A 24,936-nucleotide genomic window follows, 5' to 3' on the forward strand; every position below is an offset into this window, starting at 1 on the left:
TGCTGCGCCTCGCTGGGGGCGTCCTCGGCGGCGAAGCCGATCACGCCTGCGCGGTAGGTCCATTGGTGGCGGCTGGCGTCGATCAGCGCCTCGGTGCGGTTGCGCGGCCGCGATATCCGCCGCTGCGCCATTGTTCGGATTCGGCGATGCATGGTTATCGGCGGGGATCGGCCTGGCCGGCGGCACGTTCGTGGCGCAGCGGACCCTGAAGCGCCAGGAGGTCAGATCCGGTAGGTCCTCTCCGCCGTCCCCCTGAAGAGCGCATATCGTTCCGCGGTCGTGAAGTCCGAAACGATCTCGTCGTAGGCGGCCCAGAGGCGCCCGTATGTGGCCATCAGCCTGTCAACCGGAAAGTTCGAGGCAAACATGGCCCGCTCCGGGCCGAAACTCTCGATGCAATGGAGCACGAATGGCCGGATCGAGGATGCGGTCCAATCTGTCTCGACCATGCCGAAGCCGCTGAGCTTGACCACCATGTTGGGTGCGGCTGCGAGACGCGCGATTCCCTCGTGCCAGCCGGCAAGGTTTTCGTCGTCCCTCTCTGCGGGCATACCGGCATGGTCAAGGATGAAGGTAATGTCGGGATTTTCCGCGACCACGTCAGAAACGGCCGCCATCTGATGGTGATAGACCTGCACGTCGAAACTCAGCTCATGGTCGGCAAGGCGCGACAATCCCCGGCGCCATGCCGGGTCCGTGAGAAAATCCTTCGGCGCGCGATTCAGGCGCGGATCGGGATGCCGGTTCAGGACCTGGCGTATCCCGCGGATTCGATCGTGCGCGCAATGCGCCGCGAGAACCGAGTCCACGTCGGGCGCAGAGAGATCGGCAAAACCGACGATCCCGTGTGGAAAGCCGCGCGAGGCGGGGTTGGCGGCCGTTTTCTCAAGCCAAATGGTTTCTCCGACGGGGTCTGACGGATCGTAGTTCGCTTGCACGTGAACCGATTTCAGTAACGTCACGCCCGCCGCTTCGGCATCGGCAAGCAAGTTCGCGACGCGATAGCTTTTCTTCAGTGGCCCGAGATCTCCCCAGCCGCGGTCGCTCATGTCCTCGCTCAACCATGGATAGCGATTTAGTTCGAGATCCCAGAGGTGATGATGCGGGTCGACGATTTCCATGATGCCTCCAGCCAAAGTCGGGAACGGGATGTTTTATGCGGGCGACGGGTCGCCGCCCGCGAGGATGTCAGAGTGCGCCCGCGGACTCGAGCTCCTCGATCAGCACGGTCTGCCCCTGTTCCTCGAGAACGCGCCTGGCCAGTGCCGGGTCGTAGGCTCCCTTGACAGCAAGCCAGGCGTCCCGCGCCCCTGCCTGCCAGCGTGTCCTTTCCTCGTCGTTGGGGGTGTAGGATTCGACCCGGCCTTCCATCGCCTTCACGGCCTCTTCCTGCCATGCGGTGTCATAAGCGAAGCCCTCGCGCTGAAGGTCTTCGCCCACTTGGTCTATCGCCGCGCGCGCCCAGTCTGGAAGGGCGTCATAACGGTCCTTGGACATCATGATCGGATGTGCGCTGAACGCGGCTTCGATGACGGTGACATGATTGACCACCTCGTAGAACTTGCCTGCTGCTGTGAATGTGTCCTGAAGATACATGCCTTGGACGACCCCGGACTGAAGCCCCTCATAGAGCGACGACCAGTCATATGGCACCGGAGCGGCGCCCCACGCCTTGACGAGATTGAACTCGGTCGGGCTCTTCGTGACCCGGATTTTCAGGCCGCGAAGGTCGGCGGGTTCCCGCACCTCGCGCTCTGTGTTTACGACGTTGCGGAACCCGCCTACAGGCACAAGGGCAATGACGTGCATGCCCATTTCATCCGCAGCGCGTTCGGAAAGCTCCTCCGCCAACCAGTCGTTAAGGATCTGGCTCGCCTCGGCCTGGCCCTGGAACAGGTATGGCAGGTTCACGATGTCGAAGGTTGTCCCGAAGGCGCCGACATTGCCGCTAGAAACCGTCGCGATGTCGATCTGTCCCAGGTCAAGCTGCTCGACACAGGCATGCTCGCTGCACAGCGATCCCCGATCGTGGACCTTGAGCTCGATCCGCCCGTCAGAGTATTCTGCTAGACGGGGGGCGAACACTTCCGAGATCAGTTTGCCAAGCGACCAGGCGGGCGCCGCGGCAGTTCCGAGTCGCAGCTCGATTTCCGCCGCTGTGGCGGCCGGGGCGGCCGCGGTCACTGTCCAGGCAAAGAATAGGGCGGCCAGCCGCCTCGAGGTTTTCGTCTTAATCGGTTTCATCTTGGGTCTCCTCCTCCTTGTGGTTCGACCGTTTCAATGCTCCTTGGCGTCGTCCTCGTCGGTACCTCTCCCGTCCCGATCGCGAATATGGTCGATCATAGCCATCGCCGATGCGGCCATGACGAGCACGCCAGAAATTGGCAGGATCATCATCGGATAGGATTTGGGCAGGTTTCCCAGCTCCCAGTAGGAACCGGGTATCCGCCCCACGACTTCCCAGCCCTTGACCAGAAGCAGAAGCCCGAGGGCACCGAAAAGTGCGATCCAGAGCCCTTCGAAGAAGCGTGTGACGGAGGTGGGCAAGAATGCATGGGCCGTGGTCATCGCAATATTGCTGCGCGTTCGGACGGCGAGTACGAAGGCCAGCAAGACAAGCCATGTGTTTGCGAAGAGTGTCAGCGTGTCGCCCCAGAAAGGCGGTGCAAGAAAGACGGTTCGAAGCACAACGGTGTAGATGATGAAGCCGATCATCAACACGAGGAGTACGCTGCAGATCGCTCCCAGTGTTCGGCTCAATACACGGTCAATTAGTCGGATCAGCGTCATGTTCGTGTGTCCTCAGAGGAGTCCGAGCCATGCAGGAATGGCCAAGGTCAGTGGCGCGACAAGCAGCATCAGGAAAAGCACCAAAATCTCGATGGTGATGAAGGGCAGTAGCGCGATTGCCGTTCGGTCCAGCCGCGCCCCTGCAACCGCGGCGGCGGTGAAATAGCAGACGCCCACCGGCGGTGTGACGGTCCCGAGAAGAAATCCGACCACGACGACAAGCGCCGCCTGGATCGGCTCGTACCCGGCGGCCACGCTGACCGGGATCAGCATCGGGCCAAGCACAATGATGTTGGCCGTCGCATCCATGAACATGCCCGCGACGAACACGATGAGAAGCAGCGCCGCCGCAAAGGCGAGGGGGCTGCCAGCAAAGGTGCCGAGCCAGGCCTCCAGGAGATCGAGAGCGCCGAGCCGGGTCAGGAGCCAAGAGAATGGTCCGGCGGCGGCGATGATGATGAAAACCGAGCCCGAGAGGCGCACCGTCCGGCTGAGCGCCTGAATAACCGCCTTCCGCGACATGTCGCGATAGGCCACCGCGCCGATGAAGAATGCGACGGCCGCGGTGATCGCGCCGGCCTCCACCGAACTGAACCAGCCACCGAGAATGCCCATGATCAGAATGGCGGGGACCGACAGGGCCAGCGCCGCCGCGCCGAAAGCCGACATGAGCGCGGCGAACGAGAACGCCACTTCGCCCCGCTCGTGTCCCTCTCGTCGCGCAATGACCCAGACGACGAACATCAGCATGAACGTGATCAACAGGCCCGGCAGGATACCGCCGGCAAAGAGTGCGCCCACAGACAGGTTGGCGACGCTGGCCAACACGATCATGGCGATACTCGGCGGAATGATCCCGCCGATGGTCGACCCGATGGCGGTGATTGCTGCGGCATAAGGCGCGCTGTAGCCGCGCTCCCTCATGGTGGGGATCATCACGGTTCCAATTGTTGCCGTGTCAGCAACGGCGGATCCATTCATGCCAGCGAAGAACAAACTTGCGACCATGTTCACCTGAGCAAGCCCGCCGCGCATCTTTCCGACCAAGACCGAGCTCAGCCTTAGAATACGCCGGGTGACAGACGAACTATTCATCAACTCGCCGGTCAGCATGAAGAACGGAATCGCCACGAGCGGGAAACGCGCAAGGGCCTCGTACATCTGATGAGGCACTGTCAGAAGTGGGGCTGCGTCGGTGATCAGGATGTAAATCGTCGGCAGCACGATCATGGCAAGAGCAATAGGAGCCCCAAGGAGGATCAGGCATATGAGTGAGACGCTGAGCAGCAGGATGTCCATTGGCTTTCCCCCCAATCTGCATCGGCCGAGAAACCAAGGCATTGAGAAAAGGGTCCGCTGCTGTTGTCGTAATGTCAACATTAAACATATTGTGTTATTTCTGGCGCTACTGCCGAGAGCTTGGCAAATGTCGCGTATCTCTTGGGGTCAGGTCATCGAAAAAAGGATTGGTCCTTGGGTTGGCCTGACGCCCTCGCGCAACCAATCTGGCGAGCGCGATGTCTCGGGTGGCACTACCAAGGTCGGAGACGTCAACCTGAGGCGGGCTTTGGGCCAAGCAGAAATCGTGATGATGAGCTGTGGACGGTCTAACTGGTTGAGAGCATGGGGAACACAGTTCGCGCAACGCCGTCATACTCCATCGGATTTGGGTCGATGGCACGGTCCTCGAAGCAAACGCTGCGCCACAAATGCCTGATAGGTTGTTCCTTGGCCCGTTGCCTGTCCAATTGCAGGCTTTCGAGGTCCTGCAGGGACGTGGTTCCGATGATGCCGTGGTCTGGACCGTCGCTGACGTCTGTCAAGCAAGCGTATGAGATGGGCCCGTCGGGATTACATCGAACCAGCATCATGTTGGCAGCCTGAACGCGGAACACGAACCGAAGCATGTACCCGAAAAACCTCAGCAGAAGGCCGCGACAAAAGCAGTACGGACAAGACGATCCCAAAAACAGCTCTGGCGGATCATTCTGTTTGCGCGAAACCTCTTGACGGAAGTCGACCCGTTACCGAAGCCTTGGCCCCAAAATCATTGCCACACCCATTAGGAACCGCTAGCCTCGCACCCGCATTTTACTTTCCGACTGCCGTGCGACCAGTCTGGGCAAGCGGAGCCAGGAGCAAAGGATAGAACCATGACCTTTATTGGAAGCGTCGGCAAATTTCTGAACAACAATGCCATTGGTGGGGTCGGCAACGTGCTCGGAATCGCCACTGGGGTCTACAGCATCGCTTCGGAAATCTATAACCATGTGAACGGTGACGGCACGTTCAACGATGTGGAAGATCCGGTTCTCGCCGGGATCGAAGGGCTTCAGGATGATGTCGAGGGGTTGCGCGAGGACATCGGCGAACTGGAAGTCGCGCTGACCAATCTCATTCTGTCCGAATTTTCGGGTCTTCAACAGCAACTCCTGTCCAGCGCGCAGTCCCGCGCGGAAAGTGCACTGGACCTCCTGGCCTCTTACCAGATCGACGCCGAGATCGACCGAGGTGAGATCATTGCCGATGTGTCGCGGGCATTCCGCGACACGCTGGCGCAGGGGCGCCAGCTGCTGGAGCCCAGCGATCCGCCGACGGCCCTTGACGCGATCAAGGCCGCGGTCGGCGCGGTTGGTTACACGCTCTATGCAAGGTTGGAAGTCGCACGCGAACTCGAAGGCGGCGAGCTTGCGTCCGACAAGATTGCCCGGCAGATCGAAGACGCGATGACGTTCATGACCGATGTCGTTCGCTATATCGAAGATCGTCTGAGCGTCGAGATGGATCTGAACTTTATGGATTATGGCAATGCACAGTTCGAAGTCTACCTTGACGGAGAGCCGTTTCCCGATTTCTACAGCGCAGGCTGGGAAAATTCGGATGACAGCAACGGACGCGGCTATGTAAACGGACCGTTCGTTTTCCGGGCGCCCGACGAATTGGGCTCGTGGGACATTCCAGAAGACTACGAAGGCCCGTTTGTTGACCAATTTGGCAGCATATTCCTTCCCTCGCTTGATTCGTTTATCTTTGTCGGCAGTGGCGTATATTACACGCCAGAAGGCGAGCGAACGGACCGCGACGATCCCGACGGGATTAGTGCGTTTGATTACTGGCGCGCGGAAATGGAGGCGTGGGCGATCGAACAGACGCTCCAGTGGTTCGGCATAGACCGGACTGAGCTGGCCGAAACGGCCGAAGGCTTTGCTGACATGACCGATGGCGAGCAGATGATCCTGCCCAGTGTTCCGGGCTTTGACAATGCCGGAACGCTGGTGGGCACGGAGGGGGACGACCTCCTCATCGGCAATGACGGTGATGATTCATTGATGGGTATGGGTGATCCCGACATCATTCGTGGCAAGGAAGGCAATGACACGATCGAGGGTGGTGACGGCGGCGACCGGCTCGATGGCGGTGAGGGCAATGATAGTCTTGTCGGCGGTCCAGGTGACGACGCGCTGATCGGTGGCCCCGGTGACGATACGATCGATGGTGGAGCGGGGCAGGACCTCGCGATCTATGCCGGGCGGCGATCCGAATATGATGTCGATTGGTTCCGGGAGGGGGATGAACTGCGGGTGCAGGTGGAGGGGCCGGAGGGCACGGACTTGTTGCTGGATGTTGAGGGCATCGTTTTTGACGATCGGACCGTCCAGATTCAGACCGCAACGCCTGACGAGTCACTTGACGGGGACATCCTGTTTTCGACCGGTGAGCGACGCATCGCTGACGACCTGATGTTGGGCGTATTCTCGGACGGGACAATAGACGGTGGATTGGGTGACGATACCATTGTGTCGGGTGGTGGTATGACCCATCTGATCGGTGGACCGGGAAATGACATCATCATCGGTGCACCGCCGCGTTCCGATCTTGCATCGGATATCGCTGTCTTTTCGGGAGAGCGGGACAGTTACGAACTGTTGGAAGCATCGGTTGAGGCGAACCCCTTGCAAGAAGTGGTCTTGAGCGGTCCTGACGGCGAGGATACGGTTTCACGGGTCGAGTTTCTCGAGTTCGATGACGATACGATCGGGTGGGTGCGTGCCGGATACTCCCACGCACGCGATCAATGGGCCGCAACTGGCGGAGATCTCGATGATATCGTGACCGGTAGCTTGCAGGACGATTTCCTTGTGGGAGGACGCGGCAACGACACGATGCTGGGTGGCGATGGTGATGACCTTTTGCGCGGCAACGCAGGCAATGACACGCTCGATGGCGGCAGCGGCGACGACACTGTGAACGGTGCCACGGGTGATGACAGTATCACTGGCGGCCCAGGCGCGGACGAGTTGCGTGGGGGAGACGGCAATGACACGGTCGTGAGCAGTTCCGGCAACAACACACTCTTCGGTGGAAGGGGAAATGACCTCCTGCGTGGTGGTAGCGACAGTGACACTCTCTACGGCAACCAGGGGGCGGACGTGCTGATTGGAAGGGCGGGCGCGGACGTTCTCCATGGTGGCCGTGGCAATGACACGGTGTTCGGGGGCCCAGGTGATGACAGTATCATCGGTGGCCGTGGTGCGGATGAACTGCGCGGCGGTGACGGGCATGACAGCATCTTGGGCAAAAGCGGCAATGACACGCTCTTCGGAGGGGAGGGCAATGATCTGCTGTCTGGCGGCGAGGGCAATGACACGCTCTATGGCAACCAGGGATCGGACACGCTCGATGGTGGAGCCGGCGCGGACGAGTTCTATGGAGGGCACGATGCAGACATTTTCCGCTTCAAATCTGCCGACGACATCGGCGGGAGGGGCGTGCCGCAAGACCGGATCATGGATTTCGAGCAGGGGCTCGATGTGATCGACTTGTCGTCCGTCGATGCACTGACCACGGCAAACGGCAACCAGGCCTTCACTTTCATCGGCACGGACTTGCATAGCGGTGCAGGCGCGACGCTGCGCTATGCCAACACAGCGACGGACACGATCATCTACGGCGATACCAACGGCGATGGAACGGGTGATTTCGGCTTGCGTCTCGAAGGGCTCTTTGACTTGACGGAGGAGGATTTCATCCTCGATGACCGAGGCGGCGACGCGCTCACGACGGACAACGGCGGCCTTCTCGTCAACGAGGGCAGCAACTCCAACTATGAAATACAGGGTCGCGATGGAGAAGAGGTCGTTGATCCAGTGATAACCGCCAATGACGCGCTCGACGTCTTGCGGCTGGCATTGGGGTTGGACGCGTCCTTCGGGGAAGCGTCGGCCGGCAACCTGGTCGCCGCCGATATCGACCAGGATGGCAAGGTCACCGCGTCTGATGCGCTGGACGTGTTGCGTGCGGCGCTCGGTCTTGAAAGCGAGAACGCCCCGCGCTGGGTGTTTTTCGGGCCCGAAGCGGAAAGGGAGGGGCTGGACCTGGACAGCGACAATGACTTTGTCGAAAGTGGCATGGAACTGGGCATGATGGAGAGCGGACAGTCTGCCGGGATGACCGGAATCTTTCTGGGCAGCATGCAGGAACATGCCTGAATCAATGCCTTGAGGTGCCCCCTGTGGGCAGGACCGATTGATTTTCTTTGGGTCGAGTGATTCACGGTTCGAAGAACGAGCAGTGAACATGTCTGATCTCTTCTGGCTGACCGACGCGCGGCTGGTGTGTCTTCGCCCCTGATTTTTGAAGTCGCACGGCAAGCCGCGCGTCTATGATGGGCGTGCGCTGAGCGGGGTTGTATCCACCAGTCGCAATGGGTTGCGGCGGCGCGATGCACCTGCGCAACACGGTCCGCACGCGACCCCGGATAACCGCAGGAAGCGATCGAGCGACAAAGGCGGCAGGAACACCAAGCTGCATTTCATCTGCGACAGCAGGGACGCCCGCTTGCTCACTTCGTCACCGCTGGACAGGTCAGCGACTACATCGGCGCACGGACGTTGCCGGGCGGCTTGCCCCGGTCTCGGCCAGCCGGTGTGCGCAGGGCTTGCGAGAGCCGCCCGGGCGCGCCAAGCATCATATCAGCGGAATGTTCTGGAATGCGTGGGACTGCCAATTCGATACCGGATTGGACCAGGCCATTCGACCGGCGGCGTCTGTCACGGTGACGCGAATCCAGTCGGAACGCTTGAACCTCTCGAGGTTCTGCCTGGTGCGGGTCATCGAATGACCGTGGACAGCCTGCGCAGCACATCCTTCGCCCTGCACGATGACAGAGACGACAGCAGATGTCTCGATCGTGATCATGCCGGATCCAAGCGCGATGCCGCGCAGTTCCGGTCCTTGCGTGGAATAGTAATCGCCGGCCTTCAGGGCGGCCAACAGCGCCTCGGGGCTGTTTTCGGGCGCGCGCACCATGACCCATCCGCCGAAATGGTCGGGTTCGGTGAAATGTGCATCATCGGTGGCACAGAGCGACAGGGCGCGCCCTTCCGACAGGAGCAGATCGGCAATCGCAGCCCCATCGGCCCGTGCGGCTCCGGTGGCACAGCCGTGGTTGTAGATCTCGACCGCATGAGCGGCGGTAATGCTGCGGGCATCCGCGAGTGTCATTCCCGACCATTGCGGATGGGGAACGGCGACGAAAGCCCCGGCGTCGCGGGCGCGTGCCGCGAGCTCTGGCCCGGTTTCTTGCCCTTCGACCGGGTGAAAGCCCGGTGCATTGCCCGGTGTGAAATCCGGCGGCAAGCCCACGGCAAGGATATGCCAGAGCTCGCCGTTCTCCATCGCGCCCGAATGCAGTTCGGCTCCAAGAAGGGTGGTGAAATCTTCTGTGCGGTAGCCGGTCGTGTCCACGATCGGGTAGTCGAAACAGCCGACGAAATGATCGGTGAGCGCAATGAAATCATAGCCCTCGGCGCGGTAACGGCGGCAAACCTCCTCGGGTTCGAGTACGCCGTCGGAGCGGGTTGAATGGGTGTGCAGATTGCCGCGCCAGAAGCGGCCCGGAAGGTTGAAGATGTCACGCATGATAGGGGTCCTGTTCAAGGGTGTCGAGCAAGGCGGGCAAGTCTGCCACCGTGTCGATGACGTGATAGGCTCCGGCGGTGCGCAGGGTATCCGTCGCCCGCGTGCGCAGCGCCGCCACCTCGGGCGCCGACAAGGCGGCCAATTCTTCCGGCGTCAGCCCCACATGATTGCCCGAAAGCGCCACACCCACGGTTACACAGCCCGCCGCCACGCCTTCGGCGATTCCCGGCTCGGTATCATCCACCTTGATGACTGCGTTGGGCGGATAGACCTGCAGGTCGATGAAGGTCTGATACATCTGCAACGGGCCGGGGCGTCCCTCGGGCAGGTCATCGGCGCAGACGCAATTGTCCGGCGCATAGCCTTGCGCCGCGGCCAGCGGAAAGACCCGTTCCATGATCGACCGGGTGTAACCGGTGGTGGACCCGATCCTGAGCCCGCGCGCGCGCAGATCCGCGACCATTTCCGCGGCGCCGGGCACAAGGGTGGCGTAATCCGCGACCACCTCTTCATTCATCGGCACGAACACTTCGTAGACGCGGTCTATGTCCGCCTCGGTCGGTGCGGCGCCATGCGCCCGCGCCCATTCGGCCGAGAGGCGCGGCGCCATCAGCATGGCCTTGATATGCGCGCGTTTGGGGGCGCCCATGGGCGCACGCGCCTCGGCAATGGTGGCGTTTATGCCAAAGCGCTTGAATGCCTCCACAAACACGCCCATCGGAGCGAATGACCCGAAATCGATCATCGTGCCGGCCCAATCGAATACAACGGCCTTGAACTTGCTCATGTGATTGCTCCTTTCTGAATTGCGGCGGGGGCTGGCTTGCAATCGCGTACGCCCATCTCGGTCATGCAGGCGGCCACGGCATCGACCACCTGTCCCATGATACGTGTGTCAACCTGACCGATATGCCCAAGGCGGAAGCTCTCGGCCCGCGTCAGTTTCCCCGGATAGATGATGAAGCCACGCCTCTTCATCGCGTCATAGAAGCGAACAAAGTCGAACGCCGGGTCGGCAGGCGCGTGAAAGGTCGTGATGATGGGCGACAGCCACTCATCGGACAGCAGCGTGGCAAAGCCAAGCCCGCGCATACCGGTGACAAGCCGGTCGCGGTTGGCGCTGTAACGAGTAGTGCGAGCGGCCACGCCTCCCTCGGCCGCATGCAGGCGCAGCGCCTCCAGGAATGCGGCAACAACATGCGTGGGCGGTGTGTAGCGCCACTGGCCCGAGCGTTCCATCTCGGCCCATTGGGCATGGGCGTCGAGTGCAAGAGAATGCGCATTGCCCCCGCTTGCCTCCAGCATATCGCGACGCGCGAGGATAAAGCCGAAACCGGGGACGCCTTCGATGCATTTGTTGGCGCTCGATACAAGCGCATCACAGGGCACCTGGGCCGTGTCGATTGGCAAACCGCCGAATGAGGACATGGCATCGACCAGAAGGCGCCGCCCGGCGCCGGCCACGGCCTGCGCGATTTCCTCCAGCGGGTTCAGGATACCGCTGGATGTTTCGCAATGGATGGCCACGACATGGGTCAGGCCCGGATCGTCTGCCAGTATCCGCGCGATCTCTGCCCCGCGCGGTGGTGCGAAATCACCCTTGTCCAGCACTTCAACACTGCGCCCCATGACCCGCAGCGCTGCGGCCGCGCGCTGCCCATACGCCCCGTTGGCCAGCACCAGTGCGCGGCCATCGCAGGGTATGAACGTGCCCAGCATGGATTCCACCACGAAAGAGCCGGAGCCCTGCATGAGCACGCAGTCAAAACCCGGATCGCCCAGCATGGCGAGAAGGCGCGTGCGTATCTCGGCGCTGATGGCGCGGAAATCGCCGTCCCAGGACCCGTGATCGCATAGCATCGCGGCTTTCACCTCGTGGGCGGTGGTCAGCGGACCCGGGGTCAAAAGGTAGGGTTCGCCCATGCGGGGCGGAGATATATGGGGCATCGCGAAAGTCTCAGCTTGTGGCTTCTGGCCGGGTGAAATCGAACTCGTCGGCAAAATGGCAGGCGACGAAATGCTCGGGCGCTATTTCACGCCACGCGGGGGCATCCTGTTTGCACGCGGTGCGCGCAAGGGGGCAGCGGGTGTGGAACCGGCAGCCCTTGGGCGCGTCCATCGGGTTGGGGATCTCGCCTGCCAGCCGGACCGGATCATAGGGGATGTCCGGATCGGCCAGCGGCACGGCGGACAAGAGCGCGTGGGTGTAGGGGTGGCGCGGGGTAAAGAACAGCGCGCGGGTGGGCGCGTATTCGACGAACTGGCCCACATACATCACGGCCACGCGGTCGCTGATCTGGGCCACCACTGACAAATCATGTGCGATGAAGAGGAAGGCCACGCCCATTTCTTCCTGCAAATCCTTGAGCAGGTTCACGATTTCGGCCTGAATGGATACATCCAGCGCAGAAACTGACTCGTCGCAGACCACGAAATCGGGGCGCGACACCAGCGCGCGGGCAATGCAGATTCGTTGGCGTTGCCCGCCTGAGAACGCATGTGGAAATCGGCGCAGATGTTCAAGGTTGAGCTTGCAACGCGCGGCGATCTCGCGCACGCGGGCGTCGATCTCGGTGCGGCGCTGCATCAGTCCGCCCGCGATCAGCGGCTCTGCGATGATGTCACGCACGGTCATCCGCGGGTTCAGGCTGGAATAGGGGTCCTGGAACACCAGGCTCATGCGCGGGCGGAAGTTGCGCAGTGCCTCGCCCGAAAGTGTATGCAGGCTGACGCGGCCTTCGGGAAACACCATTTGCAGCTTCGGACGCAGCTTTTGCAACGTCGCATCATCGGCATGGGCAAGATCCAGATCGCCCGCGTCGGTGTGATAGATCACCTCGCCCCCCGTGGGGTCTATGGCGCGCAGGATGGCGCGGCCCACGGTGGTCTTGCCCGATCCGCTTTCGCCCACGAGGCCCACTGTCTCGCCGCGTCTTATGTCGAAACTGATGCCATCGACCGCGCGCAGGGTGCGGGTGGTTGAGGTCAGGAACTTGCGCTTGGTGACGGGAAAGCCGACTTCCAGATTGCACACTTCGATCAAGGTTTCCATATTGCCCCCTTTCATGCGCTTTGTGCCTGGGCAGGTTCCGCGAGGTGACAGCGCACCATGCGGCCCTTCCCGAATACCGTGTCCCGCGGGGCGGTCACGTCGCACAGGCCCGGTTTCATCTCGGCGCAGCGGGTGTGGAACGGGCAGCCCCGGGGACGGGCCGAAGGGCTGGGAATGTCGCCCGGAACGGGGCGCAAGCGGCGCGACAGCCGATCAAGCGAAGGGATCGCCTGAAGCAATCCGCGTGTATAGGGGTGCTGAGGATCCTTGAGAACATCGCGTACCGGGCCGCGCTCGACAATCGTGCCGAGATACATGACCGCCACATCCTGTGCGATCTGCGCGATGACGCCCAGATCATGTGTGATGAAGATCATGCTCATGCCGAGATCGGATTGCAGACTGCGCATCAGGTCCAGCACCTGCGCTTGGATGGTCACGTCCAGCGCGGTCGTCGGTTCATCCGCGATCAGCAGGCGCGGGCTGGCCGACAGTGCCATGGCAATCACTGCGCGCTGGCGCATGCCGCCCGAGAGCTCGAACGCATATTGATCGACGCGCGTGGCGGGCTCGGACAGGCCGACCTTTGCCAGCATTTCCACCGCCAGTTCGCGCGCGGCGCGTCCCCTCAGGCCCTTGTGCAGGCGAATGGCCTCGATCATCTGGTTGCCGATGGTATAGACCGGGCTGAAACTGGCCATGGGTTCCTGAAAGATCATGCCGATTTCGCCACCGCGCAGGGCACGCAGGGCGCGGCTGTTGGGTGAAAGCTTCTCGACATTGATCGTGGCACCCGTCTTGTCGCGAAAGCGGATGCGGCTCTCGGGGGCCAAGGTGGCAGAGTCGGGCAACACCCGCATCAGTGCCTTGGTAGTCACGGATTTGCCTGAGCCGCTTTCGCCCACCAATCCCAGCGTGCGCCCTTCGGCCAGCGACAGGCTGACCTCTTGCACCGGCGTTATCAGCCCCTCATCGGTGCGAAAGTTAATCGACAGGTTCTCGATGGAAAGCAACATCAGCGCGCCTCCGAATAGGGGTCGGCCGCATCTCGCAGCCCGTCGCCGATGACTGTGAAGGCCAGCACCGCCACCACCACGAACCCCGCCGGGATGAACAGCCACGGGGCCTGTTCGATCACGCGGATGGATTGCGCTTGTTGCAACATCACGCCCCATGACACGGCGGGCGGGCGCAGGCCCAGACCCACAAACGAAAGCGCCGTCTCCGAAAGGATCATATAGGGAAACGAGATCACCAGATCGACTATGATGAAGCTGGTGAAGCTGGGCAGCATATGCGTGCCGATGATGCGCCCGGGGCGTGCGCCTGCCAACCGCGCGGCGGTGACATAATCCTCGCCCCTGATGGACAGAAGCTGGCTGCGGATGCGCCGTGCCAGCGTTGGCCAGCCGACCGCACCGAGAATGACCGTCATCGCGAAATAGACCTGTGTTCCGGACCATTCGCGCGGCATGGCTGCCGCCAGCCCCATATAGAGCGGGATGACGGGGATCACCCGTACCACTTCGGTCACCCGCTGAATGGCGCTGTCGGTCAAGCCGCCCGCATAGCCAGCGATGCCGCCGATCATCAAGGCCAGTCCGAACGAAATCAGTACGCCTAGCACGCCAATTGAGAGCGAGGTGCGCGTTGCGTAAAGCGTACGTGAGAATACGTCGCGCCCCAGATCATCGGTGCCCCAAAGGTGAAGTTTCTGCCCGTCCTCGAGCCCGAAAAGCCGCGTGTGGATGGGAATGACGCCGAGAAGATCGGCCGGCTTTCCCTCCACAAGGAACTGAACATAACGGCGCGTTTCCGGGTCTGGCACGGTGTGCGAACGCAGAGTGACGGGATCGCGTTCTGTCTTGTTGCCCGGTACGAAGGGGCGCAGCGAACATCCGTTATGGTCGCAGAATTTCGGGATCTGCGGCGCCCCGTACTGATAGGAGCTGTTGCGCTCGGTTGGGCTATATGGTGCGAAGAATTCCGCGAACAGCCCGATCAGGATCATCAGCCCCAGGATGGTGGCGGCGGCCATCGCGGCGCGGTGTCGGCGAAAGCGCCACCAGATCAGCGTCCACTGGCTGGCAGAGTAGTATTTTTCGCGCTTTTCGCGTTCGCTGCGCTCGGCACGGGTTTCTTGTGGCGTGTCGGTCATGGATCAGCCCTCCAGCCGGATGCGCGGGTCGAGCCAGGCCAGCAACAGGTCGGACAGGAAATTCATCACCACGATGACCACGGTCAGCATCAACAGGATCGCGCCGGCCACGTTCATGTCCAGGTCGATGAATGATTTCAGCAACAGGTCGCCCAACTCGGTCAGGCCAAGCACGGCGGCGACGATGGGCAATTCAGAGAAGATGCGGTTCACGTCGAAGCCGATGGTGGACACGACCGGGTTCACCGCCAAACGCGCGGGGTATTTCACCATCAGCCGCATTTCGGGCAGTCCGCGTGCGCGCGCTGCCGTGACCGACAGCTTGCCCAGCTCGTCTGACATGGTCGCCCGCACGGTCTGCAACTGGTAGGCAATGGCCGACCATCCCAGAACAAGCGCGGGGATCCACAGGTGTTTGACCAGATCCCAGAGCTTTGCCAGAGACCATGGCGCGTCCTTGTACTCGTCCGAGAACAACCCGCCGATGGCGCCACCGAACCAGCGGTTCGAGAAGTAGAGAAGCAAGAGCGCCAGCAGGAAATTGGGCAGCGCGAGGCCCAGGTAGGAAAAGATCGTCAACCCGTAATCCGCACCCGAGCCGCGCTTGACGGCTGCATATAGACCCACGGGAATGGCGATCAGGTAGGTCAGCAGGAGCGTGGCGACCAGCAGACCCAGCGTCAGCCACACCTTGTCGCCGATCACGTTGGTGACCGAGGTGAGGAAGGAATAGGCCTGCCCGAAATCGCCGCGCAACACGATGCCCGAAATCCAGTCCACGTAGCGCACCAGCATCGGGGCATCGAGCCCGAGGTCCACCCGGATGGCCTGAATATCGGCTGGAGTGACAGCTACGCCCGTGCCCGAGAATTTCCGGAACGCATAACGCTCGGCGTAATCGCCCGGAGGCAGTTCCATGATGAGGAACACCATCAGAGAGACCAGAAGGAGCGTCAGCGCCATGCCAAGCAGGCGGCGGATCAGGAATACGGTCATATCGACGGTTCCAGGCTCAGTGGTGCGCAGGGGCACGCGCGGTGGCGCGCCCCTGCCTTTTTGGTGCTCAGTCGGCGATGAACCACTGCTGGGGCCGGTACGGATAGGTCCAGTAGTAGTCATATGTCTTGGCCGTCAGGGCCTCGACGTTCTTGAGACTGTTGTGGTGCATGTAGGGTTCTGGAATGTCACCCACGGTGCCGATGCGGATCATCTGGTCCAGATGGATTTCCACGATCTCGGATCCGATGGCATCGGATTCCGGCGTGCCCAGAGGGATCTGGGTGAGTTCCTGGGCCAGATCCCAGAGCTTCTTGACATCCTCGGGCGGTTCCACGCCAGCCTCTCCGCCAGACGTCTTCCACTCATCCCAGGCGATGCCTGGACCTGGGTTGAAGAAATCGCCGAAGGGCGGGAAGGCGGAGCGCGGGTCCTGGCTGAAGGCCGGGGCCGAGACGCCGTCATTCTTCCAGGTCAGGATGTCGGCCTCATTTGCATTGGCAGCTGCGCGATATTCGTCCGAGGACACTTCGCGCAGGTCCACCCGCACCCCGACCTCGGCCCAGTAATCGCGCACCAGCTCGTGCAGCTGAACGGGGCCGCCCTGGCTGGCATAGGTCAGGCGCAGCACGAAGGGGCGGCCATCGGGCAGAAGACGCACACCGTCGCTGCCCATTTCAAGGCCCATCTCGTCCAGAAGCGCGTTGGCCCGGTCCACATCATATTGGGTGTTGCGTGTAATCTGCTCCTCGGTCACGAAATCCACGGTAACGGGTTCCACCGGCAGCGCATTGGCCGGGCGGCCCTGCCCGAGGAAGACGGTCTCGTTCATTTCGTCGCGATCCATGGCCAGTGACATCGCCACCGAGAACCGCGCATCGCCAAAGACCTCGCGCAGGACCGGGTTGCTGTGCCCGCGGTTGAATGCGTAATAGGTCATCGAGCCGGGCGCCGGGGCCAGTCCAACCGTGATGTTCGACGACTCTTCGTTTTCCTTGAGCACCGGGAAGTCGTCTAGGAATACCGACTGCTGTTTCCAGTGCACTTGCCCGTCCAGCATGCGAAGCATGTTGACCTCGCGTTCCGGCGCATAGGTTTCCGCGATTTCGTTGATATAGGGCAACTGGTTCCCCGCCGTGTCCACCATGTGAAAATATGGGTTGGCGACGAGGCGGCGGCCTTGCGAATTGTCATCGATCACGATGTGGGATTCGAGCGTCGGTCGCGTGGCGCGGCCAATCGCATCGAGTTTGCTGGCATCGCGCAGCATAGGCGTGGGAATATCGGTCCAGTCGGACGGGCCGTAGAAGAAGTTGACGGCTTCACCTTCGGACTCGAACCCGAGTTCAGCACGGCGGGCCGCCGCGTCTGGATTGTGTTTGTCCATGAACTGGCCAAGGAAATGCTTGGGCTGGAAGGGCTGGCCGTAATCCACGGCGAAACGGTTCAGCAAGCCCGGCACCGGCACGGGGAAGCCGAACTTGACGGTGGCCGCGTCCACGGCCTCGACCGTGGCGGGCTCACCGGAGAACAACCAGCGGCCGGGGGTCGATTCATAGATCTCGGGGTTCAGGATCAGGTCTTCGTACCAGAAGACGATGTCGTCTGCCGTGAAGGCTTCGCCATCCGACCATTTGTGACCCTCGCGCAGGCGAAAAGTCAGTTCGGTGAAATCATCGTTCCATTCCCATGCGCGCGCAATGTTGGGTACGATGGTTTGCAGATCATCTGAATAGCGCACAAGATTCACATGGCGCACGGACAACAGGTCGGACGTGCCCGCTTCGGTCGCGCGCGACGTTCCTTTCAGCGTGCCACCATGCGTGCCGATGGCATTGTAGGGCGCAACGACCAGTGGCTCGGCGGGCAGTCGCTCGGCGAGCGGGGGCAGGTCGGGGTTGCCCTGAATTCGGGCATTGAGATCCGTGATCTGCGGGTTCTCGGAAAATCCGAGGGTGCAGTTTGCGGCCTGCTGGAATTCGGCAAGCTCGAACTGCTGCGGGAAGGCGGGGGTCAGACCGCCCATATCGGCGGCAGTGACGGCGGGACAATCATTGGCAACTGCTGCGGTCGCGCCAAGCAAAAGCGCGCTCGCGCTGCCGAGTAGGGAGATTTTGAGGGAACGTGTCATGGCAGACTCCTGTGTCATGTGACGCAAGAAGCGCTGACACGGAATCATGATGGTTTTGTAACGCGCAACGGAAACATAGCCTTTGGCTATGAATTGTGGAACTTCACGAGCCTGTCACATGACTTCTCAGCCGCGTTGACAGCTCAAACAACGCATTGATTGCGGACAACTCTCGGGCCTCCGACAGGCAGACCAGGTAATGCCCAACCGTCAGCTCTTTCCCGCGCGCGCTTGCGACGGGGACGGCGCGCATTCCCGAGGCCTCTGTGATCTCGCCTTCCATCACGACGCCAACGCCGATACCGGCCTCGACAGCCGCGCGCAGCGATTCCCAGGACCCCAGATCAAGCACGGTATTGAGCACAACCCCTTCGCGCACGGCCATGGCCTCCAATGCACGGCGTGTGCCGGAGCTTGCCTCGCGCTGGATCACGGGCCATTTCGACAGTTCGCGAAGATTGATGCTCTGCTCGCCTTCCAGCGGATGGCCGGACCCTATCATCAATACCAGGCGTTCGCGGCGCAGTTCCAGCATGTCCAGATCGGCTTCGGCGCCGGGCAGGGTGACAAATGCCGCATCGAGCGTTCCGCTGCGCAAGTGGTCGAGCAGGTCGAAAGAAGCCATGCAGCGCGCTTCGATCTTGATGCCGCGAAACGAATCCATGAAGCCGCCCAGCACATGCATCACGAACTGGTGGGTCGAATAACCGACACGCAACCTGCCCTCGCGCAGGCCGCGCAGGCCCTCCAGTTCGGCGTCGACCTCCTGCGCCAGCGCAAGCAGGGTGCGAATGCGTGGTAGAAGATTGTCACAGAGTTCGGTCGAACGAAGCTGATGACCCTGGCGTTCGAACAGGCGATGGCCATAGCGATTTTCGATGGTGCTGATATGCTTGCTCACGGACGGTTGAGTGATCGCGAGTTCCTTCGCCGTGGTATTGATCCGCCGGGTCCTTGCCAGTGTCTCAATAACGCGCAATTGCGCAAGTGAAAGCTTGTGTTGCACGAAGCACCTCGCTGCTTCAATCGAACCGGGCGCCGACAGCATGAAGCTTTTAAAGGCTAACTGCATCTCGCCAAGGGGTGTCAATGCCGCGGGCTATCCAACCGCTGAAGCGTTCCACAAAAAGCGTGGTTCATGGCTTTTCGCGGAACGCTCCGGATGCGTTGCATGGTTTCATCCGGGGTGTCCGCTTGAACCTTGCCGCGGGTCCAGATGGCAGTCGGCGTCAGAATGTCTGATCAGCCAGTCCTGCAAGGTGCCATCCGTGGTCAGGGTTTCAACGCAACGCGGCCGTCATCGGTCAGCACCCAGGCCCGCGCCCCCTCGATGGCGGCGGCGGTGAGCGGACGGCCCCAGCCAGCGCCACTGTCGAGGTTGATGCGGTTGCCATAGTGGCGCGGCAGTTTCTGCGCTGTGTGACCATGAATCACCAGCCAGTCGAAGGGTTCTGAATACGACAGGAAGGGCTCTCTCATCCAGATCAGGTCATCCATGGATTGCGCCTCAAGGGGCACACCGGGCTGAATACCGGCGTGCACAAAGAGATGCGGACCACGCTCGAGATAGAACGGGCGGGCTGCGAGAAAGTCCTTGTGTTCGCGGGGCACGGCTTGCTGTGCGGCTTTCTGCAGGCGTCTGGCCGGCATCGCCGGGTCAAGCCCGTAGGAAGCCAAGGTTTCGACGCCGCCCAATCGCTCGTCAAGCCAGTCGAGACCGGAACGAACCATGGGGTTCTCCAATGCGCCTGTTTCGAGAAAGTCGAGGAACATCCGGTCATGGTTGCCCATGAGCACGGTCCAGTTGCGGCCCCGCTCGATACCCGAGATGAGCGTGTCGAGCACCGCGCGACTGTCGGGACCGCGATCGACCAGATCCCCGAGCATGACGACGGGGGACGTCGTGCCGCCATCGGCCTCGATCCGGGTGAGAGCGTCCAGCAACATCTCGTGCTGGCCGTGGATGTCGCCGATGGCGTAGATCGTTTCGGTCATTCTGCAATGCTTTCGGGCAGTGGCTTTTCCCCTTCATTGAGTGGCAGAAGCAAATTCGCAACCTTGTTTCTGAGCCAGCGGTGGGCCGGGTTGTGGGTTGCGCGCCGGTGCCAGACCATGGTGATGAGTGGCGCGGGGACCTCCATTGGTGGGGTGAAAAGGTCGAGCCCGACACGCGGGGCCACATGGCGGGCCAGTTGCCCGGGCAGTAGGGCAACAAGATCACTTTCGGCGACGGCGTGGTAGACGCCGGCAAAGGTGGGCAACGTGATCAGCACGTGGCGCTTGCGCCCCAGCCGCGCCAGCGCGGCGTCGCCCATCGCCGCTGTTTTCCCCTCGGGCGAGAAGAGAACATGTTCGAGGTCGCAATAAAGGTCGAGCGGAACGGTATCGCCCGGACTGAGCCCGGCAAGGGCAAGCCGGGGATGATTGCGCCGGGCGATGAGGGCAAAGGTCGAATGGAAAACCGGCATTTCCTTGGCCCAGTTCGGCAGGGCGGTTTGTGGCAGAAGCGCGAGATCGACGTGATAGCGTTCAAGCGTGTCGACGTAATTGTCGGGCACCAGATCGACCAGCATCACGCGCATGCGCGGCGCGTTGATCCGCAAATCGGTGGCCAGTTGCGGCATCAGCATGTCGGAGAAGAAATCCGCGCCCGAAATGCGAAATTCCTGTGTGGCCTGTGACGGGTCGAACTGTCCGGGGCCGCTGAGCAGATACTCGGTATCTTCAAGCAGGCGGCCGAGCGGGATGTGCAATCCGGCGGCATAATCCGTGGGTTCGAGGCCGCGTCCGTGGCGCACGAAAAGCGGGTCGCCGAGCGCATGTCGCAAACGACCGAGCGCGGCGGAAACGGCGGACTGGCTGAGCCCGAGCTTCTGAGCCGCGGTAACAGTCGAGCGTTCTGTCAGGAGTGCATCAAGCACCCGGAGCAGGTTGAGATCGAAGGATCGGAAATTCATGACGTTGATATGTATCATAATATCAATTTGTTTCACAGGGATTCAAGAATCTGGCACATTCGAGCGTGCCGCGGCTTTCGACTCATGGAATTGCAGTAGGAGGAGGCCATGAACCTTTCGGATAAAGGTCACGATTGTGTCGAGTGGTTGGGAACAAGCTATTGCCGGATGCTCAGCTCAGAAGACACCGGTGGCACGATGAGCATCGTCGATTCGGTCGGACCGCCCGATAGCGGACCGCCATGTCATGTTCACCGCGATGCGAATGAAACATTCGTCATGCTGTCCGGCGAGGCCGAGTTCTGGATGGCGGGCGAAACGGTTGTCAAACAGGCCGGTCAGAGCATTTTCGTGCCACGTGGCATCGAGCACACGTTTCGCGTGATCGGCGACAAGCCGAGTCGTCATCTGGTGATCCTGACCCCCGGAGGGTTTGAGGGGTTCTTTTACGAGATGGCGTCGCGGTCGCTACGAATTCCCGAAGACATGGAGGCCGTGACCGAGGCCGCGCAGCGGTATCACCTTGAGTTCACCGGCCCGCCGCTCGCAGCCATGCAATAAAAAAGGGAGGGACATATCATGAAAGGTGTTGCGCTTTGGTTCTTTGCCACCGGCACGGTGGCGGTCACGCTGGGCATGCTCTGGGGCATCCAGATGTCGGCCACCGGCAATCACACGCTTTCGGGGGCGCATGCCCATCTCAATCTTGTGGGGTGGGCGACGATGGCGCTGGTCGGGCTCTATTATCACGCGACGCCCGCGGCTGCGGAGACGATGCTGGCCCGGGTTCATTACGCCGTGTCGCTTGCCGGTCTGGTGATATTGATTCCGGGTATCGTTCAGGCGCTGCGCCAGACCGGCGAAACGCTGGCCAAGATCGGATCGTTCCTGACGCTGATCGCGATGCTGATCTTTCTCGTGACAGTGGCGATGCACGCGCGAAAGCCGGCCTGAGCATCCGCCGGGAGAACGAAACATGCCGCCGCACCAGTGGCGCGGCGGCATTGCATTTCCGGCCCGGAATCAGGTGACGTCGAATTCGAGCGGCTGGACCTGCTGGAACAGCCCTGTCGCCTTGAGCTTGTCGAGCACGGCGGTTTCGACCGGGCTGTCGACATAGAGCAGCGCGATGGCCTCGCCCCCCGATGAAGAACGGCCAAGGGTGAAATTGGCGATGTTCACGCCCGCCTCGCCCATGGTGACGCCCAGCGTGCCGATGATGCCGGGCACGTCCTCGTTGGTGGTATAGATCATGTGGGCGCCGATCTCGGCGTCGATGTTGATGCCCTTGATCTGGATGAAGCGCGGCTTGCCATCCGAGAACACGGTGCCGCCGATCGAGCGTTCGCGCTTGTCGGTGACGACGGTGACCTTGATATACCCTTCGAAGGCGCCGGACTTGTCCTGGTTGGTGGTGCTGATCCTGATGCCGCGCTCCTTGGCGATGACCGGGGCGGAAACCATGTTTACATCCGGGTTCACCGATTTCATGATGCCCGAGACCACGGCACAGTTGAGCGCCTCGAGGTTCATCTTGCTGGCCACGCCGTCATAAAGGATGTTGATCGCCTTGATCGGCTCGTCCGTCAGCTGCCCGATGAACGATCCGAGGTGATCCGAGAGCTTGATCCAGGGGCCCATGACCTTGGCCTCTTCGGCCGTGACCGAGGGCATGTTGAGCGCGTTCTCGACCGCGCCGGTGAGCAGGTAGTTCGACATCTGCTCTGCCACCTGCAGGGCGACGTTTTCCTGCGCCTCGGTCGTGGCGGCGCCCAGATGCGGGGTGCAGACCACGCCGGGCAGGCCGAAAAGCGGGTTCTCGGTGGCGGGCTCGACGCTGAACACGTCGAAGGCGGCGCCGGCGACATGACCGGACTTGATCAACTCCGCCAGCGCCTCTTCATCGACGAGGCCACCACGGGCGCAGTTGATGATGCGCACACCCTTCTTCGTCTTGGAAAGGTTTTCGGCAGAAAGGACGTTGCGGGTCTGATCGGTGAGCGGCACATGCAGCGTGATGAAATCGGCGCGCGCCAGCAGATCGTCAAGTTCGACCTTTTCGACGCCCATCTTGGTCGCCTTTTCCTCGCTCAGGAAGGGATCGTAGGCGATAACCTTCATCCTGAGCCCCCGAGCACGGTCGCAGACGATCGAGCCGATATTGCCCGCGCCGATCACCCCCAGCGTCTTGGCGGTGAGTTCCACCCCCATGAAGCGCGACTTTTCCCATTTCCCGGCATGGGTCGAGGCGCTGGCCTCGGGGATCTGCCGCGCGCAGGCGAACATCAGGGCGATGGCATGTTCGGCGGTGGTGATGGTGTTGCCGAAGGGCGTGTTCATCACGATCACGCCCTTTTTCGAGGCCGCCACCTTGTCCACGTTGTCGGTGCCGATCCCGGCGCGGCCGACCACCTTGAGCCTGTCGGCCCGTTCGAGGATCTTCTCGGTGACCTTGGTGGCCGACCGGATGGCAAGGCCGTCATAATCGCCGATGATTTCGGCCAGTTTGTCCTTGTCCTTGCCGACATCGGGCATGAAATCTACATCGATGCCGCGATCGCGAAAGATCTGGACGGCAGTTTCGGAAAGCTTGTCGGATACGAGTACCTTGGAGGCCATGTGTCTGGTCCTTTGATATGAGGGATGAAACGGGGCCGCGTGCAGGGTCCCGGATTCACGCAGGAAATTCGATCAGGAATGCGCGGCGATCTCGGTCTCGAAGGCCCATTCGATCCAGGGCATGAGTGCCCGGACATCCGCCGTTTCCACCGTGCCGCCACACCAGATGCGCAGGCCCGGGGGTGCGTCGCGATAGGCGCCGATGTCATAGGCCACGCCTTCACCCTCAAGCCGCTTGGCGACCGCCCTGGCAAAGCCCGCACCATCCTTGATGCGCGGATCGGTGAACTTGAGACAGACGCTGGTGTTCGAGAGTGTGGCCGGATCACGTGGCAAAACGTCGATCCAGTCACGCATCTCGACGAAATCCACCACCGCCTTGGTGTTGGCGTCGGCGCGGGCGATCAGGCCCTTGAGCCCGCCCACCGAACGCGCCCAGTCGAGGGCGACGAGGTAATCCTCGACCGCGAGCATGGAGGGCGTGTTGATCGTTTCGCCAACGAAGATGCCCTCGTTGAGGCTGCCACCCTTGGTCAGGCGGAAGATCTTGGGCAGGGGCCAGGGCGGTGAGTAGCTTTCCAGCCGCTCGACCGCTCGGGGGCTGAGGATCAACATGCCATGCGCCGCTTCGCCACCCAGCACCTTCTGCCAGCTGAACGTGGTCACGTCGAGCTTGTCCCAGGGAAGGCTCTGCGCAAAGGCCGCCGAGGTGGCGTCGCAGATGGTGAGCCCTTCGCGGTCATCCGCGATCCACTCGCCATCCGGCACGCGCACGCCCGAGGTGGTGCCGTTCCAGGTGAACACCACGTCATTGGCGAAATCGACCGAGGCCAGGTCGACGATCTCGCCGTAATCGGCGGTTTTCACGGTGGCGTCGAGTTTCAATTGCTTGGCGACATCCGTGACCCAGCCCGCACCGAAAGATTCCCAGGCGAGCATTTCCACGCCACGCGCGCCGAGCATCGACCACATCGCCATTTCCACCGCCCCGGTGTCCGAGGCAGGCACGATGCCGATGCGATAATCGTCAGGGATGCCGAGGATTTCGCGTGTGCCGTCGATCGCGGATTTGAGTTTCGCCTTGCCCACCGCGGCGCGGTGCGAGCGACCCAAGGGCGCATCGGCGAGTTTGGCAAGTTCGAATATGGGGGGTTTGGCACAGGGGCCAGAAGAAAAACGCGGATTTTCCGGCCGCGTCGCCGGTGCATCAATAGCCATGTAGCTACCCTTCCAGATAAGCGCCCCTCGTTGGGGAGGGGTGTCCCACGGACGGGGATACGGGCGATACGGGGCTTTCGCAAGCCTTGATTTG

General features: G+C 61.7%; 21 protein-coding genes and 1 pseudogene. 5 read left to right on the forward strand and 17 right to left on the reverse strand.

The features are described from left to right. Positions 1 to 221: 221 nt before the first annotated feature. The 4 genes from ACESL9_RS08380 to ACESL9_RS08395 form a co-directional block, all read right to left on the reverse strand. Complete coding sequence (locus ACESL9_RS08380) at positions 222 to 1,121, reverse strand: amidohydrolase family protein (protein WP_372611841.1); 900 nt, start codon at positions 1,119 to 1,121, stop codon at positions 222 to 224. A gap of 67 nt (positions 1,122 to 1,188) precedes the next feature. Then, positions 1,189 to 2,244, reverse strand: coding sequence for a TRAP transporter substrate-binding protein (locus ACESL9_RS08385; RefSeq protein WP_372611843.1), 1,056 nt, complete (start codon positions 2,242 to 2,244; stop codon positions 1,189 to 1,191). A 33-nt stretch (positions 2,245 to 2,277) separates the two neighbouring features. Then, positions 2,278 to 2,790: a TRAP transporter small permease gene (locus ACESL9_RS08390; RefSeq protein ID WP_372674714.1), complete on the reverse strand. Its 513-nt coding sequence runs from the start codon at positions 2,788 to 2,790 to the stop codon at positions 2,278 to 2,280. Positions 2,791 to 2,802: 12 nt separating this feature from the next. Further along, on the reverse strand, positions 2,803 to 4,089 hold the full coding sequence (locus tag ACESL9_RS08395; protein WP_372611847.1) for a TRAP transporter large permease: 1,287 nt from the start codon (positions 4,087 to 4,089) through the stop codon (positions 2,803 to 2,805). A gap of 127 nt (positions 4,090 to 4,216) precedes the next feature. Here ACESL9_RS08395 and ACESL9_RS08400 point away from each other — a divergent pair, with 127 nt between their 5' ends. From ACESL9_RS08400 to ACESL9_RS08410, 3 genes and pseudogenes are all read left to right on the forward strand, one after another. Beyond that, positions 4,217 to 4,507 carry a transposase gene (locus ACESL9_RS08400; protein ID WP_372612011.1) on the forward strand — a complete coding sequence of 97 codons (291 nt, stop codon included), beginning with the start codon at positions 4,217 to 4,219 and terminating at the stop codon, positions 4,505 to 4,507. Between the two features lie 436 nt (positions 4,508 to 4,943). After that, entirely contained in the window at positions 4,944 to 8,279 is a 3,336-nt protein-coding gene (locus ACESL9_RS08405; RefSeq protein ID WP_372674715.1) for a calcium-binding protein, read from the forward strand. 145 nt (positions 8,280 to 8,424) lie between these two features. After that, positions 8,425 to 8,699: pseudogene (locus ACESL9_RS08410) on the forward strand (IS5/IS1182 family transposase); the annotation flags it as partial. A gap of 58 nt (positions 8,700 to 8,757) precedes the next feature. On the opposite strand, the gene ACESL9_RS08415 reads toward ACESL9_RS08410, so the two are convergent. The 11 genes from ACESL9_RS08415 to ACESL9_RS08465 form a co-directional block, all read right to left on the reverse strand. Beyond that, on the reverse strand, positions 8,758 to 9,711 hold the full coding sequence (locus tag ACESL9_RS08415; RefSeq protein WP_372611851.1) for a PHP domain-containing protein: 954 nt from the start codon (positions 9,709 to 9,711) through the stop codon (positions 8,758 to 8,760). Further along, on the reverse strand, positions 9,704 to 10,498 hold the full coding sequence (phnX, locus tag ACESL9_RS08420) for a phosphonoacetaldehyde hydrolase (protein WP_372611853.1): 795 nt from the start codon (positions 10,496 to 10,498) through the stop codon (positions 9,704 to 9,706). The genes ACESL9_RS08415 and phnX overlap by 8 nt, the downstream gene beginning before the upstream one ends. After that, the gene (locus ACESL9_RS08425) at positions 10,495 to 11,658 is read right to left on the reverse strand and encodes a 2-aminoethylphosphonate--pyruvate transaminase (RefSeq protein WP_372674716.1); all 1,164 of its coding nucleotides are present in this window, start codon (positions 11,656 to 11,658) and stop codon (positions 10,495 to 10,497) included. The genes phnX and ACESL9_RS08425 overlap by 4 nt, the downstream gene beginning before the upstream one ends. 10 nt (positions 11,659 to 11,668) lie before the next feature. Then, positions 11,669 to 12,763 (reverse strand): ABC transporter ATP-binding protein, encoded by a 1,095-nt coding sequence (locus ACESL9_RS08430; protein ID WP_372674717.1) that lies wholly within the window; start codon positions 12,761 to 12,763, stop codon positions 11,669 to 11,671. 11 nt (positions 12,764 to 12,774) lie between these two features. After that, the gene (locus ACESL9_RS08435) at positions 12,775 to 13,779 is read right to left on the reverse strand and encodes an ABC transporter ATP-binding protein (RefSeq protein ID WP_372611859.1); all 1,005 of its coding nucleotides are present in this window, start codon (positions 13,777 to 13,779) and stop codon (positions 12,775 to 12,777) included. Continuing rightward, on the reverse strand, positions 13,779 to 14,921 hold the full coding sequence (locus ACESL9_RS08440) for an ABC transporter permease (protein ID WP_372611861.1): 1,143 nt from the start codon (positions 14,919 to 14,921) through the stop codon (positions 13,779 to 13,781). Before ACESL9_RS08440 ends, ACESL9_RS08435 begins: the two co-directional genes overlap by 1 nt. 3 nt (positions 14,922 to 14,924) lie before the next feature. Continuing rightward, entirely contained in the window at positions 14,925 to 15,917 is a 993-nt protein-coding gene (locus ACESL9_RS08445) for an ABC transporter permease (RefSeq protein ID WP_372611863.1), read from the reverse strand. Between the two features lie 67 nt (positions 15,918 to 15,984). Next, on the reverse strand, positions 15,985 to 18,048 hold the full coding sequence (locus ACESL9_RS08450; protein ID WP_372674718.1) for an ABC transporter substrate-binding protein: 2,064 nt from the start codon (positions 18,046 to 18,048) through the stop codon (positions 15,985 to 15,987). Between the two features lie 103 nt (positions 18,049 to 18,151). After that, positions 18,152 to 19,138 carry a LysR substrate-binding domain-containing protein gene (locus tag ACESL9_RS08455; protein ID WP_372611867.1) on the reverse strand — a complete coding sequence of 329 codons (987 nt, stop codon included), beginning with the start codon at positions 19,136 to 19,138 and terminating at the stop codon, positions 18,152 to 18,154. A gap of 182 nt (positions 19,139 to 19,320) precedes the next feature. Then, positions 19,321 to 20,043: a metallophosphoesterase family protein gene (locus ACESL9_RS08460; RefSeq protein WP_372611869.1), complete on the reverse strand. Its 723-nt coding sequence runs from the start codon at positions 20,041 to 20,043 to the stop codon at positions 19,321 to 19,323. Further along, positions 20,040 to 21,023, reverse strand: coding sequence for a LysR family transcriptional regulator (locus ACESL9_RS08465; RefSeq protein WP_372674719.1), 984 nt, complete (start codon positions 21,021 to 21,023; stop codon positions 20,040 to 20,042). Before ACESL9_RS08465 ends, ACESL9_RS08460 begins: the two co-directional genes overlap by 4 nt. Before the next feature lie 90 nt (positions 21,024 to 21,113). Between ACESL9_RS08465 and ACESL9_RS08470 the strand changes: the two genes are divergently transcribed. Continuing rightward, positions 21,114 to 21,566, forward strand: coding sequence for a cupin domain-containing protein (locus tag ACESL9_RS08470; protein ID WP_372611873.1), 453 nt, complete (start codon positions 21,114 to 21,116; stop codon positions 21,564 to 21,566). Between the two features lie 18 nt (positions 21,567 to 21,584). Then, complete coding sequence (locus ACESL9_RS08475) at positions 21,585 to 21,959, forward strand: hypothetical protein (protein WP_372611875.1); 375 nt, start codon at positions 21,585 to 21,587, stop codon at positions 21,957 to 21,959. A 69-nt stretch (positions 21,960 to 22,028) separates the two neighbouring features. On the opposite strand, the gene serA is transcribed toward ACESL9_RS08475, so the two are convergent. After that, the gene (serA, locus tag ACESL9_RS08480; protein ID WP_372611877.1) at positions 22,029 to 23,624 is read right to left on the reverse strand and encodes a phosphoglycerate dehydrogenase; all 1,596 of its coding nucleotides are present in this window, start codon (positions 23,622 to 23,624) and stop codon (positions 22,029 to 22,031) included. A gap of 72 nt (positions 23,625 to 23,696) precedes the next feature. Further along, positions 23,697 to 24,842 (reverse strand): phosphoserine transaminase, encoded by a 1,146-nt coding sequence (locus ACESL9_RS08485; RefSeq protein ID WP_372611879.1) that lies wholly within the window; start codon positions 24,840 to 24,842, stop codon positions 23,697 to 23,699. Positions 24,843 to 24,936 lie beyond the last annotated feature (94 nt).

This window comes from Aquicoccus sp. (assembly GCF_041686535.1).
Taxonomy (GTDB): domain Bacteria; phylum Pseudomonadota; class Alphaproteobacteria; order Rhodobacterales; family Rhodobacteraceae; genus Aquicoccus.

Bases quoted from the DNA above. Each gene is read 5' to 3' on its own strand.
- ACESL9_RS08380 (WP_372611841.1), bottom strand. From the start codon at position 1,121: ATGGAAATCGTCGACCCGCATCATCACCTCTGGGATCTCGAACTAAAT.
- ACESL9_RS08385 (WP_372611843.1), bottom strand. From the start codon at position 2,244: ATGAAACCGATTAAGACGAAAACCTCGAGGCGGCTGGCCGCCCTATTC.
- ACESL9_RS08390 (WP_372674714.1), bottom strand. From the start codon at position 2,790: ATGACGCTGATCCGACTAATTGACCGTGTATTGAGCCGAACACTGGGA.
- ACESL9_RS08395 (WP_372611847.1), bottom strand. From the start codon at position 4,089: ATGGACATCCTGCTGCTCAGCGTCTCACTCATATGCCTGATCCTCCTT.
- ACESL9_RS08400 (WP_372612011.1), top strand. From the start codon at position 4,217: ATGTCGCGTATCTCTTGGGGTCAGGTCATCGAAAAAAGGATTGGTCCT.
- ACESL9_RS08405 (WP_372674715.1), top strand. From the start codon at position 4,944: ATGACCTTTATTGGAAGCGTCGGCAAATTTCTGAACAACAATGCCATT.
- ACESL9_RS08415 (WP_372611851.1), bottom strand. From the start codon at position 9,711: ATGCGTGACATCTTCAACCTTCCGGGCCGCTTCTGGCGCGGCAATCTG.
- phnX (WP_372611853.1), bottom strand. From the start codon at position 10,498: ATGAGCAAGTTCAAGGCCGTTGTATTCGATTGGGCCGGCACGATGATC.
- ACESL9_RS08425 (WP_372674716.1), bottom strand. From the start codon at position 11,658: ATGCCCCATATATCTCCGCCCCGCATGGGCGAACCCTACCTTTTGACC.
- ACESL9_RS08430 (WP_372674717.1), bottom strand. From the start codon at position 12,763: ATGGAAACCTTGATCGAAGTGTGCAATCTGGAAGTCGGCTTTCCCGTC.
- ACESL9_RS08435 (WP_372611859.1), bottom strand. From the start codon at position 13,779: ATGTTGCTTTCCATCGAGAACCTGTCGATTAACTTTCGCACCGATGAG.
- ACESL9_RS08440 (WP_372611861.1), bottom strand. From the start codon at position 14,921: ATGACCGACACGCCACAAGAAACCCGTGCCGAGCGCAGCGAACGCGAA.
- ACESL9_RS08445 (WP_372611863.1), bottom strand. From the start codon at position 15,917: ATGACCGTATTCCTGATCCGCCGCCTGCTTGGCATGGCGCTGACGCTC.
- ACESL9_RS08450 (WP_372674718.1), bottom strand. From the start codon at position 18,048: ATGACACGTTCCCTCAAAATCTCCCTACTCGGCAGCGCGAGCGCGCTT.
- ACESL9_RS08460 (WP_372611869.1), bottom strand. From the start codon at position 20,043: ATGACCGAAACGATCTACGCCATCGGCGACATCCACGGCCAGCACGAG.
- ACESL9_RS08465 (WP_372674719.1), bottom strand. From the start codon at position 21,023: ATGATACATATCAACGTCATGAATTTCCGATCCTTCGATCTCAACCTG.
- ACESL9_RS08470 (WP_372611873.1), top strand. From the start codon at position 21,114: ATGAACCTTTCGGATAAAGGTCACGATTGTGTCGAGTGGTTGGGAACA.
- ACESL9_RS08475 (WP_372611875.1), top strand. From the start codon at position 21,585: ATGAAAGGTGTTGCGCTTTGGTTCTTTGCCACCGGCACGGTGGCGGTC.
- serA (WP_372611877.1), bottom strand. From the start codon at position 23,624: ATGGCCTCCAAGGTACTCGTATCCGACAAGCTTTCCGAAACTGCCGTC.
- ACESL9_RS08485 (WP_372611879.1), bottom strand. From the start codon at position 24,842: ATGGCTATTGATGCACCGGCGACGCGGCCGGAAAATCCGCGTTTTTCT.